This window comes from Bacillus sp. CH_48 (genome assembly GCF_038008465.1).
Classification (GTDB): Bacteria; Bacillota; Bacilli; order Bacillales; family Bacillaceae_G; genus Bacillus_A; species Bacillus_A thuringiensis_S.
In genome coordinates this window covers 1,370,001-1,382,377 of sequence record NZ_JBBOZF010000001.1, presented here as the reverse complement: position 1 = coordinate 1,382,377, position 12,377 = coordinate 1,370,001, and the positions used below count along the sequence as shown (strand labels likewise).

Sequence of the window (12,377 nt, the reverse complement as noted above, 5' to 3'; positions counted from 1 at the left end):
AAGTAAAGGAGGTTGAACTAACAATGGCACGTAAAACAAACACTCGTAAAAAACGTGTGAAAAAGAATATCGAAGCTGGTATAGCTCATATTCGTTCTACTTTCAACAACACAATCGTAACACTTACAGATACTCACGGTAACGCACTTTCTTGGTCTAGTGCTGGTGCACTTGGTTTCCGTGGATCTCGTAAATCTACTCCATTCGCTGCGCAAATGGCTGCTGAAGCTGCTGCTAAAGTTGCAATGGAGCACGGTTTAAAAACTTTAGAGGTTACTGTTAAAGGTCCTGGTGCTGGTCGTGAAGCTGCAATTCGTGCTCTTCAAGCTGCAGGTCTAGAAGTAACAGCAATTAGAGATGTTACTCCAGTTCCTCATAATGGATGTCGTCCGCCAAAACGTCGTCGTGTGTAATTTTTCTGTATAGAATTTTCCCTTTTGTCTATAATGGATATGATGCATTATCGAGAAATTTCGTACAGAAACATCGCTTGTTGTGCACAATCGGGAACTGCCTAAGGGGGACTTTCGGTTAGACAGGGGTTATACCTTTGTTTAACCGGGGTTTCGACGTTTTGAAGGAGGGTTTAGTTAATGATTGAAATCGAAAAGCCGAAAATCGAAACGGTTGAACTTAACGAAGATGCTAAATATGGTAAATTCGTAATTGAACCGCTTGAGCGTGGATATGGTACTACTTTGGGTAACTCCTTACGTCGTATTCTTTTATCCTCACTCCCTGGTGCCGCTGTTACTGCTATCCAAATCGATGGCGTATTACATGAATTTTCAACAGTTGAGGGCGTAGTAGAAGACGTTACGACGATCATCTTAAACTTGAAAAAGTTAGCTCTTAAAATCTACTCTGAAGAAGAGAAGACGTTGGAAATTGATGTGCAGGGCGAAGGTATTGTCACAGCTGCTGATATTACTCACGATAGTGATGTAGAAATCTTAAATCCAGATTTACACATTGCAACGTTAGCAAAAGATGCGCATTTCCGCGTGCGTTTAACTGCAAAGCGTGGCCGTGGGTATACGCCAGCTGATGCAAATAAAAGCGAAGATCAACCAATAGGAGTAATTCCTATTGATTCTATTTATACTCCAGTATCACGTGTGACTTACCAAGTGGAAAAGACACGTGTCGGACAAGTGGCTAATTATGATAAGCTTACGCTTGATGTATGGACGGATGGAAGCATCGGGCCAAAAGAAGCTATCTCTTTAGGTGCCAAAATCTTAACTGAGCATTTAAATATCTTTGTTGGTTTAACTGATGAAGCACAAAATGCTGAGATTATGGTCGAGAAGGAAGAAGATCAAAAAGAGAAAGTTCTTGAGATGACTATCGAAGAACTAGACCTTTCTGTTCGTTCTTATAATTGCCTAAAACGTGCAGGAATTAATACTGTACAAGAGCTTGCGAACAAAACAGAAGAAGATATGATGAAAGTTCGTAACTTAGGACGTAAATCCTTAGAAGAAGTTAAACATAAACTTGAGGAATTAGGTTTAGGTTTACGTAAAGACGACTGAGGATTTAAACCCATGAACAAAGGAGGGAACTACGAATGGCATACAGAAAATTAGGCCGTACAAGTGCGCAACGTAAAGCTATGTTACGTGACTTAGCTACTGATTTAATTATCAACGAGCGCATCCAAACGACAGAAACTCGTGCAAAAGAACTTCGTTCTGTAGTGGAAAAAATGATCACTTTAGGTAAACGCGGAGATCTTCATGCTCGTCGTCAAGCAGCAGCTTTCATTCGCAATGAAGTAGCTAACGCTGAGACTGGTCAAGATGCACTTCAAAAATTATTCGCTGATGTAGCTCCACGCTATGCTGAGCGCCAAGGCGGATACACTCGTATTGCAAAAATTGGTCCACGTCGCGGAGACGCAGCACCAATGGTAATTATCGAGTTAGTATAATGATAATTAAAAGGGCAGGACAGTTCTTTTCAAGAAACTGGTCATGGCCCTTTTTTTTAAATATAAAAATAGGCGAGCTTGGCGAAGGAAAGGGTGCCTTCTATTGAAAAAAGAGAAACTTCGGATAGGAAATATATCATTTCAATATCCTGGGGCAGCCACGTATGCATTAAAAGATGTTTCATTTTCCTTATATGAGGGAGAATGGGTATCTATTATTGGACAAAACGGTTCAGGAAAGTCTACACTTGCAAAATTATTGAATGGTTTGTTTTTGCCGGAAGCAGGGACTATTACAGTAAATGATTCAATGGTTTTATCAGAGGAAACGGTATGGGATGTTCGAAAACAAATTGGAATGGTATTTCAAAATCCAGATAATCAATTTGTTGGAACAACAGTGCAAGATGATGTTGTATTTGGTTTAGAGAATATCGGAATGCCAAGAGAACAAATGATTGAAAGATTAGAACAGGCCTTACGACTTGTCCGTATGGAAGATTTTCTTAATGATGAGCCTCATTCCTTATCTGGTGGGCAAAAACAGCGAGTGGCAATAGCGGGCGTTTTAGCACTTCAGCCATCTATTTTAATATTAGATGAAGCAACGTCAATGTTAGATCCTCAAGGAAGACGTGAAGTAGTAGAAACGGTTAGACAACTTGTTAATCAAAAAGGTATTACCGTGTTATCAATTACGCACGATTTAGAAGAAGCGGCGCAGTCAGATCGTGTCATTATTTTAAATAAGGGAGAAATATTAGAGGAAGGGACTCCAGAGAAAATTTTCAAGTCCTCTCATATGCTCCAAGAAATTGGCTTAGATGTACCGTTTTCGGTGAAAATAGCAGAATTATTAAAAAGAAATGAAATTCTTTTGCAAAATACGCATCTTACAATGGAAAGCTTGGTGAACGAACTTTGGAGATTACATTCCAAAAAGTAGAACATCGTTATCAATATAAAACTCCATTTGAAAGACGCGCACTTTATGATGTAGACGTGTCGTTTCCAAGTGGGGGCTATTATGCCATTATCGGTCATACTGGTTCAGGTAAGTCGACGATGATTCAACATTTAAATGGTTTATTGCAGCCGACAAATGGTACAGTTCAAATTGGTGAACATTTGATTTCGGCAGGAAAGAAAGAAAAAAAGCTAAAGCCACTACGTAAAAAAGTAGGGGTTGTCTTTCAATTCCCGGAACATCAGTTGTTTGAAGAAACTGTGGAGAAAGATATTTGCTTCGGACCTACTAATTTCGGGGTATCTGGAGACGAAGCGAAGCAAAAGGCTAGAGAGGCAATAGAACTTGTAGGGCTAGAACCGGAACTGTTAACATGTTCTCCGTTCGAATTAAGTGGTGGACAAATGAGACGTGTTGCTATAGCGGGTGTACTGGCAATGGAACCTGAAGTGCTTGTATTAGATGAACCTACAGCAGGTCTAGATCCAAAAGGGCAGAACGAACTTATGCAGATGTTTTATAAGTTGCATAAGGAGAAAGGGCTTACAGTTATCCTTGTAACGCATAATATGGAAGATGCTGCTCAGTATGCGGAACAAATTGTAGTTATGCATAAAGGAACGGTCTTTTTGCAAGGAAGTGCAGAGGAAGTATTTTCACATGCTGATGAACTAGAGAAAATTGGTGTGGATCTTCCTATGTCATTAAAGTATAAACGTGCAATTGAAGAGAAGTTTGGTATTTCAATTCCAAAGGCTACCTTATCTTTAGAGGATCTTACTCATGAAGTTGTGCAGGTGTTACGAAAAGGTGGTCATGAATCATGCAGCAGTTGATTATTGGGAGATATATCCCGGGGAATTCACTTATTCATCAACTTGATCCACGTACGAAGCTGCTGATTGTCTTTTTATATGTATTTGTTGTTTTCTTAGCAAATAATGCGATTTCATATGGATTTTTATTTTTATATGCACTCATTGCTTTATTTTTTGCAAAAGTGCCGATTCGTTATGTACTTTCGGGCTTAAAACCAATTTTATGGATTTTTCTTTTTACATTTTTCCTGCATATTTTTACAAATAAAGAGGGGGATGTACTACTCCAGCTTGGTTGGTTTTCGATACATGAAAAAGGATTAGAGCAAGGGATATACATTTCTGTACGGTTCTTCGTTATTATTTTAATGACGACATTATTAACGTTAACGACGACACCTATTGAAATTACAGATGGTTTGGAGACGTTATTAAAGCCATTGAAGCGTATAAAGGTTCCTGTTCATGAAATCGCATTAATGATGTCAATTTCTCTTCGTTTTATCCCGACATTAATGGATGAAACGAGTAAAATAATGAAAGCACAAGCATCACGTGGTATTGATTTCGCTGGTGGACCGATAAAAGATAGAATGAAAGCTATTATCTCACTGCTCGTTCCTCTGTTTATCAGTGCTTTTAAGCGTGCAGAGGACTTAGCTATTGCGATGGAAGCTCGTGGATATCAAAGTGGTGAAGGACGTACTAAATTTAGGCAACTACGCTGGAAAACAAGCGATACAGTAACGATTGTAAGCTTATTTTGTTTAGCTTGTATTTTGGCATGGGTGCGATCGTAATGGAGAATAGAGAAATGGATAGAATAAAATGTACGGTTGCATATGATGGTATGCATTTTTGTGGTTATCAAATTCAGCCGAAGCATCGTACTGTTCAACAGGAGATAGAAAAAGCATTACAGAAATTGCATAAGGGAGAACTTGTTCGTGTTCAGGCGTCTGGTAGAACAGATTCTACGGTTCATGCAAAAGGGCAAGTAATACACTTTGATACTCCTTTGTCTCTTGAGGAGTGGCAATGGAATAACGCTTTAAATACAATGTTGCCAGATGATATTGTTATTAGGCGAGTAGAGAAAAAAACAGAAGAATTTCATGCACGTTACGGTGTTGAGAAAAAAGAATATCGTTATCGTGTATTATTATCAAAGACTGCGGATGTATTCCGTAGAAATTACGTATATCAATATCCATATCCGCTCGAAATCAATTCTATAAGAAAAGCAATTCCTTATTTTATTGGAACGCATGATTTCACTTCTTTTTGCTCGGCAAAAACTGACAAAAAAGATAAAGTGCGAACAATTTATGAAATCGAGTTAATTGAGCAAGATGATGAATTAATTTTTCGTTTTGTAGGTAATGGATTTTTATATAATATGGTCAGAATTATTGTTGGTACGTTACTTAACGTAGGGCAAGGAAAGCTTGATCCTGATAGCATTCCAGAGATTTTAGCGAAACAAAATCGTCAGTTTGCTGGAAAGATGGCTCCAGGTCATGGGCTTTACCTATGGGAGGTAAACTATAACAACTAATCCTGGTGTAACATTTGCTTGACATTAGAAACTCAAAAGTATATCATAACATATGGTATTGTTTCTAAAACCACGATTAGCCCCGGAAGGAAATCGTGTTTAAGATAAACAATAGATTTTTTCTATGGAAAAGATAACGAGGAGGGAAACACATGCGTACGACTTTTATGGCAAAAGCTAACGAAGTTGAGCGTAAATGGTATGTGGTTGATGCTGAAGGTCAAACTTTAGGTCGCCTATCTACTGAAGTAGCATCCATTTTACGTGGTAAAAACAAACCTACATTTACACCACACGTTGACACGGGTGATCATGTAATTATTATTAACGCTGAGAAAATTCATTTAACAGGTAATAAATTAAACGATAAAATTTACTACCGTCACACTAACCACCCAGGTGGACTTAAGCAAAGAACAGCTCTTGAAATGCGTACAAACTACCCTGTACAAATGTTAGAGCTTGCAATTAAAGGCATGCTTCCAAAAGGACGCTTAGGCCGTCAAGTTTCTAAGAAACTTAACGTGTATGCTGGAGCAGAGCATCCACACCAAGCACAAAAACCAGAAGTTTACGAACTTCGCGGATAATTAATTAAAGGAGGGCTTACTTTGGCACAGGTTCAATACTATGGCACTGGACGTCGTAAGAGTTCAGTAGCGCGCGTACGCCTAGTTCCAGGCGAAGGACGCGTTATCATTAACGGTCGTGATTTTGAAAACTATATCCCATTTGCTGCATTACGTGAAGTAGTGAAACAACCTCTAGTTGCAACAGAAACTTTAGGTAACTACGATGTACTTGTAAACGTAAATGGTGGTGGATACACTGGTCAAGCTGGTGCTATTCGTCACGGTATTTCTCGCGCTTTATTAAAAGCTGATCCAGAATACCGTCTAACACTAAAACGTGCAGGTCTATTAACTCGTGACGCACGTATGAAAGAGCGTAAAAAATACGGTCTTAAAGGCGCACGTCGTGCACCTCAGTTCTCAAAACGTTAATTTTTGCGAACTACAAACCCCAACCATTTTGGTTGGGGTTTTTTTGTGTTTCATTCCTCTTTTACAATTTTTTTAGCTTGGAATATTTTAGTGCTACGGCCTCGCGTATGCTTCTTCTTTAGAAGTTTAGACTAATACGTATTAGGGAGGTTTATAAGTACTATGAATGTCATTGTCAGCTTACAAGAAAAACAAAAAGAAAAGCAGTTAAAATACGAGCGGAAGATGCTGCGAGAATTATCATTAAAAACATTGCGCTCAAATATTCGTGATGCCTTTCAAATGCAAGAGCTTCATCGTCAGTATGAAGATTACTGTATTGAATTAGGGATAGAATCTTATTTATTAGGAGCGAGATATAGTAAATTTGGTTATTATGGTGAATCGTTTTTTGATGTGAAATATAGAGCTTTAGAAGAAGAACAACAATTAACTGAAACGCTATTTCAATTTTTAACGAGTATGACTATGCGAGAAATAAAGTTGAAAGATGAGGAATTACTTTTTGAATCTTGTCAGCAGTTTATAGGATTGTGGTGGCAAGAAGGGTATGAAAAAGGTGAAAGAAGATATCGATTAAAGCTTCATTAAGACAAGCATAAACTTTCCTCTTGTCCCATATAAGTAATTAGAGGGACTAGCTGGAGGAGGAAAGGTATGAAGAGAATTCGAATTATCTCTTTTGCACTCGCTGCGGTTGTTTTGTTTTTTTTAGTCAAACAAGAATTTCAAATCACAAAATCGTGGCGAGCTTGGAATTTACCCTTATCAGGGAAAGTAATCGTATTAGATGCTGGGCATGGTGGACCAGATGGAGGGGCTGTTGGTGGAAAGGATATTATAGAAAAGGATATTACGCTTGAAATTACAAAAAAGGTACAAGACTATTTACAAGAACAAGGTGCACTAGTTATTTTAACGCGTGAGGGAGATTATGATTTAGCTAACAAAGATACAAAGTCATATAGTAGACGTAAAGCGGAGGATTTAAAAAAACGTGTAGAAATCATCAATAAACCAGATATAGACTTTTTTGCAAGCATTCATTTAAATGCTTTAACTAGTAGTGGATCGAAAGGCGCACAAACATTCTACTATCGCTCTTCAATTGAAAATGAACGTGCTGCTAAATTTATACAGGCTGAATTGAGAACGAGTTTAGAAAATACGAATCGTTCTGCTAAAACAATTTCTCACGTATACTTATTGAAGTATGCGAAAACACCAGGTGCTTTAATTGAAGCCGGCTTTTTATCGAATGTGAACGAAAGGTATATGTTAAATTCGGAGAAATATCAACAGAAGGTAGCAGCTGCAATATACCGTGGTATATTGCGTTATTTCACGGAAAAAGGAAATCCTCCAGAATAAGGAGGATTTTTTTGAGTTTCTCTCGTTAACGAAGTTTTCGGAAAATATGTTATACTGGAAATGTAAACGCATTAATTTGAAGAATAAACAAAGATGAATTCAATTAACATTACGTTATTTTTCATACAGGGGGCTGGGTTAATTATGGTAACGAAAGAACAAGTGGTTGAAGCGTTAGAAGGGATTGTAGATCCGTTTTTACATAAAACATTAAAAGAAACAAGTGCAATTAAAGAGGTAACAGTCAAGCCTGAGAAGGAACATGTGAGTGTCAAAATTGCAATCGTAAAAACTGGTACAGCGGAACAAATGCAGTTGCAGTCTGGAATTGTAAAGTTAGTAAAAGAACTTGGAGCAGCAACAGTTGGACTTCGTTTTGCAGAATTTACAGAAGAGGAATTAGCTCAGTTTGCACCAGAACAAGAAGCAGAGCAAAGTGAATCTTTATTGTCACCAAATTCAAAAACGACATTCTTAGCAGTAGCGAGTGGAAAAGGTGGCGTGGGAAAATCAACCGTTTCCGTTAACCTTGCAGTTGCTTTAGCTCGTTTAGGAAAAAAAGTTGGTATTATTGATGCGGACATTTACGGTTTTAGTGTGCCAGACATGATGGGGATAGAAAAACGTCCCATCGTAAGAGGTGACAAGATAATTCCGGTGGAACGTTTAGGTGTAAAGGTAATCTCAATGGGCTTCTTTGTAGAGGATAATGCACCAGTTATTTGGAGAGGACCTATGCTTGGGAAAATGTTAAACCACTTCTTCACAGAAGTGGAATGGGGCGATTTAGATTATTTAGTACTAGATTTACCACCAGGAACAGGTGATGTTGCGTTAGATGTGCACTCAATGTTGCCATCTTGCAAAGAGATTATTGTAACGACGCCTCATCCAACAGCTGCGTTTGTAGCAGCGCGTGCTGGAGCGATGGCATTACGCACTGAACATAGTATTCTCGGTGTTGTTGAGAACATGGCATATTTTGAAAGTAAGGTAACTGGTGAGAAAGAATATGTATTTGGAAGAGGCGGGGGAGATAAGTTGGCTACCGAACTACAAACGAATGTTCTTGGTCGTATTCCGCTGCAACAACCTGATTGGAATAAAGAAGACTTTGCTCCTTCAGTATATGAAGATACACATACAACCGGCATTATTTATAGTAAAATAGCCGAAGTGGTAATTGATAAAACAGCTGTTACACAAAAATAAAGTGAAACTTTAATCAGTGGAGTTCATCTGTTACTGGCAACAATAAGGGTTTTGTTACTAGTAAACTTTTCGCTTAACTAGAGGGCCATTTTGTCTGTTAATAGCAAGATAAAGTAATAACGAGTGGACAATTTATACATTGTCCACTCGTTATTATAGTTATTATTTTCACTGTTCTTCCTTCTTCTCGCCTTGAGAACCACCGTCACCGCCTGCTTCTTTCTTATCAGATCCACCTTTTTCAGCCTTTTGTACACCTTTACTAATGATATCAATCATCTTGGATTGGAAGAGTGGACTTTCAGCAGTTTCTGTTAGTACTTGTTGTAGATATTGACGGTATTCTTTACTCTTCATTGTTTGTAACATCATTTTTTCTACTTCAGGATTTTTCATGATTTCTATAACGCCTGCTTGGTATTCAGGGTCTTTTAATAAGGTTTTCATTAATTGGGTTTGTTCTTTCCCCATACTTTTAGCGAACTTCGATGAGAACTCAGGATCTTTAAAGAGCTTTTCCCAGAATTGTTGCCCTTTATCGGATACCATTGCATCTTCAATCGTTTTCTTTACTACTGTTTCATCTAGTATGAGTGCTTGTTTCATTTTTTCATCAGTTAATACATCTTGAATAGCTTTCTTACCTTGATCTGTTTTTAAAATATCAACAATCATTTTCTTTGTTTGATCGTAATCTAGTTCGGATTTCGTTTCTTTTCCTTGTGCGCATGCTACAAGTGCGATAAGTAGAAAAGAAGAAACGAAAATGAATAGTATCCGTTTCATAAGTTGGAACTCCTTTCAGCACAGTTCTCTCTTTTTAATATAAATATCTTTAAGGAATTTATACATGAACATGGCTAGCTTTTTGAAATTGTCATTGATACAATTTAATTAGAAATATAAGGATAATGGGGGATGTGTTGTGAATAGCCGCAAGTGGGTACGACTATTTTTAACGACGTTGTTTCTTGGTGGGATTAGCACAGTTATTATTGGTTTTGTTTTGGAGTGGGACAGGTACAATGAATTTTTTCAAAATTTCGACGTTAAGGAGATTTTAGCGGTATCTTTCTGGTTGATGGGTGTAGGATTTATTTTTAGCGTTATAAGTCAAATGGGATTCTTTGCATATTTAACAATCCATCGTTTTGGACTAGGGATGTTTCGCTCATCGTCTTTATGGAATGCAGTCCAGCTCTTCTTTATTGCATTCGTATTATTTGATTTTGTGTATTTAAGGTCTGTACTTATTGCAAATGGGGAAGTCTCATTGGGGAATAACATACTTGTTGCTGGAATTTTATTTGTGTTTGGAGCAATTGTTGCTTATGTAAAAAGTAAAGAAACAAATAAAAAAGCATTTGTGCCAGCTCTGTTCTTTATGGTTGTTGTAACAATTCTTGAATGGGTACCGGCGCTTCGGATTAATGATACAGATTGGTTATATTTAATGGTTATACCGCTATTGTTATGTAATGCATATCAATTACTTGTATTACATCGTTTAATCGGAAAAACGAGTAAACCTGCTTAATAGAGAGAGGTTTTATACACCGGCAGTTATATTACTGGAAATGGTGTGATTAAAAAAGCTCTACCACCTTCTTGAAAGGTAGTAGAGCTTTTTATACGTGAAGAGTAGTAGGGACGAAGCTATTTCACATCTTCACTTTTCGTACTTGTGTTGGAAATAAGTTGTGATACGGATATTTGCTCATATCCATCACTTTTTAATTTTTGCAGGAGCAGCGGTAAAGCTCTATTTGTTTGAAGGGCAGAATCGGATGCGTGTAATAAGACAATATCTCCACCTTTCAAATTATTAGAGACGGTGGAAACGATGTGGTTTACACCTGGGTTTTTCCAATCGTTTGAATTATTACTCCAATGCACGACGGTGTATCCAAGTGATTCTGCAATTTTAAGGGTTGCCTTGTTAAATTCGCCACTAGGTGGACGTAACAGTTTGACTTGTTTTACACCAAGTTTTGTAAAAACATCTTGTGCTCGTAAAAGGTCTCGTCTTATTTCATTCGTCTCTAGAGAAGTATAAGATGTGTAATTGTAACCCATACTACCGATTTCGTGTCCATCTTTCATGATGCGCTCTACAATATCGGGGTGTCTTTCGGCCCATGCAGCAGAAAGGAAGAAGGTTGCATTCTTAATTTCTCTTTCTTTAAGAGTATCAAGGATTGGAATTGCTTTTTTGTCTCCCCAACTAATATCAAACGTAAATGCAACTTGCTTTTTAGCGGTATCTCCTTTGTAAATTACTTTAGGGCCTGTAGCAGTTGAAAAAGCAGATTCATGTGAATATGTTTTTAAAAAGAGTAGCCATGCTGTAAATAAGGAAAGTATCACTATTAAGCTAATGTGTTTAAAAGTTCTTTTACTCGTAATAAAAAAGAAAAACATAATATTACGCCCCTTTGTCCAATCCTTTTCAGTTACATATATGCTGGAAATATAAAAAAGAGAACAAAGGATTAATATCGTAAGTAGTGGATATAATGAATGATAGGATTGTAATAAGTGAAAATGAGCGGAACGTTTATTGTTACGTAAGGAATTATTGAGGTGATCATTTGCTTGGGCTGATGTTGACAAAAGAAGAGAGAAAAGAGATGGAATACATATTAAAGAGAGAGTTAGAGGAACTTTTATTTGATTTTGAAGATGAGCGTATTCATGAAGTTGTAAAAAAGGCGATGGAAGAAAGATATAAAATCATTTTTTGTTTGTTTCGGAGAGTTGCTAACGCAGAGGAATGTATTCGTTATGTAAGAAGAAGAACTTTTTATTAAAAAGTATTGACGTTAATAGTTTGTATATGGTAAATTAATAAACGTCGCTGATGCGGAAACGCAGAAAACGACAAAAAAGAAATTGAAAAACTTAGTTGACATTGAAAAATGAAGATGTTAACATAAGGAAGTCGCAAATGAGCGACCAAGTAGTTCTTTGAAAACTGAACGAAACAAACAACGTGAAACGTCAATTTTTATTTTTAGATGCTAGACAAACTAACTTTATTGGAGAGTTTGATCCTGGCTCAGGATGAACGCTGGCGGCGTGCCTAATACATGCAAGTCGAGCGAATGGATTAAGAGCTTGCTCTTATGAAGTTAGCGGCGGACGGGTGAGTAACACGTGGGTAACCTGCCCATAAGACTGGGATAACTCCGGGAAACCGGGGCTAATACCGGATAACATTTTGAACTGCATGGTTCGAAATTGAAAGGCGGCTTCGGCTGTCACTTATGGATGGACCCGCGTCGCATTAGCTAGTTGGTGAGGTAACGGCTCACCAAGGCAACGATGCGTAGCCGACCTGAGAGGGTGATCGGCCACACTGGGACTGAGACACGGCCCAGACTCCTACGGGAGGCAGCAGTAGGGAATCTTCCGCAATGGACGAAAGTCTGACGGAGCAACGCCGCGTGAGTGATGAAGGCTTTCGGGTCGTAAAACTCTGTTGTTAGGGAAGAACAAGTGCTAGTTGAAT

Annotated in this window: 16 protein-coding genes and 1 rRNA gene (1 of these 17 only partly in view); 15 read left to right on the top strand and 2 right to left on the bottom strand. The window is 37.9% G+C overall.

Annotation, left to right across the window (positions count from 1 at the left end):
• Positions 1–23: 23 nt before the first annotated feature.
• The 12 genes from rpsK (at position 24) to N2V92_RS06660 (ending at position 8,866) form a co-directional block, all read left to right on the top strand.
• Entirely contained in the window at positions 24–413 is a 390-nt protein-coding gene (gene rpsK / locus N2V92_RS06715) for a 30S ribosomal protein S11 (RefSeq protein WP_000101797.1), read from the top strand.
• A 180-nt stretch (positions 414–593) separates the two neighbouring features.
• Positions 594–1,538, top strand: a complete 945-nt coding sequence (locus N2V92_RS06710) for a DNA-directed RNA polymerase subunit alpha (protein WP_000569643.1) — start codon at positions 594–596, stop codon at positions 1,536–1,538.
• Between the two features lie 35 nt (positions 1,539–1,573).
• Complete coding sequence (gene rplQ / locus N2V92_RS06705; protein ID WP_000331490.1) at positions 1,574–1,936, top strand: 50S ribosomal protein L17; 363 nt, start codon at positions 1,574–1,576, stop codon at positions 1,934–1,936.
• Positions 1,937–2,039: 103 nt separating this feature from the next.
• Positions 2,040–2,882 (top strand): energy-coupling factor ABC transporter ATP-binding protein, encoded by an 843-nt coding sequence (locus tag N2V92_RS06700; RefSeq protein WP_000711763.1) that lies wholly within the window; start codon positions 2,040–2,042, stop codon positions 2,880–2,882.
• Positions 2,858–3,739, top strand: a complete 882-nt coding sequence (locus tag N2V92_RS06695) for an energy-coupling factor ABC transporter ATP-binding protein (protein WP_000406528.1) — start codon at positions 2,858–2,860, stop codon at positions 3,737–3,739. Before N2V92_RS06700 ends, N2V92_RS06695 begins: the two co-directional genes overlap by 25 nt.
• The gene (locus N2V92_RS06690; protein WP_001186530.1) at positions 3,727–4,521 is read left to right on the top strand and encodes an energy-coupling factor transporter transmembrane component T family protein; all 795 of its coding nucleotides are present in this window, start codon (positions 3,727–3,729) and stop codon (positions 4,519–4,521) included. Before N2V92_RS06695 ends, N2V92_RS06690 begins: the two co-directional genes overlap by 13 nt.
• A gap of 14 nt (positions 4,522–4,535) precedes the next feature.
• Entirely contained in the window at positions 4,536–5,279 is a 744-nt protein-coding gene (gene truA / locus N2V92_RS06685) for a tRNA pseudouridine(38-40) synthase TruA (RefSeq protein WP_002084072.1), read from the top strand.
• A gap of 152 nt (positions 5,280–5,431) precedes the next feature.
• Complete coding sequence (rplM, locus tag N2V92_RS06680; protein WP_001260795.1) at positions 5,432–5,869, top strand: 50S ribosomal protein L13; 438 nt, start codon at positions 5,432–5,434, stop codon at positions 5,867–5,869.
• A gap of 21 nt (positions 5,870–5,890) precedes the next feature.
• Positions 5,891–6,283 carry a 30S ribosomal protein S9 gene (gene rpsI, locus N2V92_RS06675; RefSeq protein ID WP_000079986.1) on the top strand — a complete coding sequence of 131 codons (393 nt, stop codon included), beginning with the start codon at positions 5,891–5,893 and terminating at the stop codon, positions 6,281–6,283.
• Between the two features lie 162 nt (positions 6,284–6,445).
• Complete coding sequence (locus tag N2V92_RS06670) at positions 6,446–6,874, top strand: DUF2521 family protein (RefSeq protein ID WP_001101005.1); 429 nt, start codon at positions 6,446–6,448, stop codon at positions 6,872–6,874.
• Positions 6,875–6,940: 66 nt separating this feature from the next.
• Positions 6,941–7,654, top strand: coding sequence for an N-acetylmuramoyl-L-alanine amidase CwlD (gene cwlD / locus N2V92_RS06665; RefSeq protein WP_000822437.1), 714 nt, complete (start codon positions 6,941–6,943; stop codon positions 7,652–7,654).
• A 144-nt stretch (positions 7,655–7,798) separates the two neighbouring features.
• Positions 7,799–8,866 (top strand): Mrp/NBP35 family ATP-binding protein, encoded by a 1,068-nt coding sequence (locus N2V92_RS06660; protein WP_000256626.1) that lies wholly within the window; start codon positions 7,799–7,801, stop codon positions 8,864–8,866.
• A 168-nt stretch (positions 8,867–9,034) separates the two neighbouring features.
• Here N2V92_RS06660 and gerD read toward each other — a convergent pair whose 3' ends face one another.
• Positions 9,035–9,652: a spore germination lipoprotein GerD gene (gene gerD, locus N2V92_RS06655; protein ID WP_000821601.1), complete on the bottom strand. Its 618-nt coding sequence runs from the start codon at positions 9,650–9,652 to the stop codon at positions 9,035–9,037.
• 139 nt (positions 9,653–9,791) lie between these two features.
• On the opposite strand from gerD, the gene kbaA reads away from it, so the two are divergent.
• Positions 9,792–10,403: a KinB signaling pathway activation protein KbaA gene (gene kbaA, locus N2V92_RS06650; RefSeq protein ID WP_001088533.1), complete on the top strand. Its 612-nt coding sequence runs from the start codon at positions 9,792–9,794 to the stop codon at positions 10,401–10,403.
• A gap of 119 nt (positions 10,404–10,522) precedes the next feature.
• Here the strand turns inward: kbaA and pdaB are convergent, their stop codons facing one another.
• The gene (pdaB, locus tag N2V92_RS06645) at positions 10,523–11,287 is read right to left on the bottom strand and encodes a polysaccharide deacetylase family sporulation protein PdaB (RefSeq protein ID WP_000464716.1); all 765 of its coding nucleotides are present in this window, start codon (positions 11,285–11,287) and stop codon (positions 10,523–10,525) included.
• Between the two features lie 170 nt (positions 11,288–11,457).
• On the opposite strand from pdaB, the gene N2V92_RS06640 reads away from it, so the two are divergent.
• Both N2V92_RS06640 and N2V92_RS06635 read left to right on the top strand, forming a co-directional pair.
• The gene (locus tag N2V92_RS06640) at positions 11,458–11,676 is read left to right on the top strand and encodes a hypothetical protein (RefSeq protein WP_000901146.1); all 219 of its coding nucleotides are present in this window, start codon (positions 11,458–11,460) and stop codon (positions 11,674–11,676) included.
• Between the two features lie 225 nt (positions 11,677–11,901).
• A 16S ribosomal RNA gene (locus tag N2V92_RS06635) occupies positions 11,902–12,377 on the top strand (it continues 1,076 nt past the right edge of the window).

Coding starts and splice junctions, on each gene's coding strand:
- rpsK (WP_000101797.1), top strand. CDS start 24: ATGGCACGTAAAACAAACACTCGTAAAAAACGTGTGAAAAAGAATATC.
- N2V92_RS06710 (WP_000569643.1), top strand. CDS start 594: ATGATTGAAATCGAAAAGCCGAAAATCGAAACGGTTGAACTTAACGAA.
- rplQ (WP_000331490.1), top strand. CDS start 1,574: ATGGCATACAGAAAATTAGGCCGTACAAGTGCGCAACGTAAAGCTATG.
- N2V92_RS06690 (WP_001186530.1), top strand. CDS start 3,727: ATGCAGCAGTTGATTATTGGGAGATATATCCCGGGGAATTCACTTATT.
- truA (WP_002084072.1), top strand. CDS start 4,536: ATGGATAGAATAAAATGTACGGTTGCATATGATGGTATGCATTTTTGT.
- rplM (WP_001260795.1), top strand. CDS start 5,432: ATGCGTACGACTTTTATGGCAAAAGCTAACGAAGTTGAGCGTAAATGG.
- N2V92_RS06670 (WP_001101005.1), top strand. CDS start 6,446: ATGAATGTCATTGTCAGCTTACAAGAAAAACAAAAAGAAAAGCAGTTA.
- cwlD (WP_000822437.1), top strand. CDS start 6,941: ATGAAGAGAATTCGAATTATCTCTTTTGCACTCGCTGCGGTTGTTTTG.
- N2V92_RS06660 (WP_000256626.1), top strand. CDS start 7,799: ATGGTAACGAAAGAACAAGTGGTTGAAGCGTTAGAAGGGATTGTAGAT.
- gerD (WP_000821601.1), bottom strand. CDS start 9,652: ATGAAACGGATACTATTCATTTTCGTTTCTTCTTTTCTACTTATCGCA.
- pdaB (WP_000464716.1), bottom strand. CDS start 11,287: ATGTTTTTCTTTTTTATTACGAGTAAAAGAACTTTTAAACACATTAGC.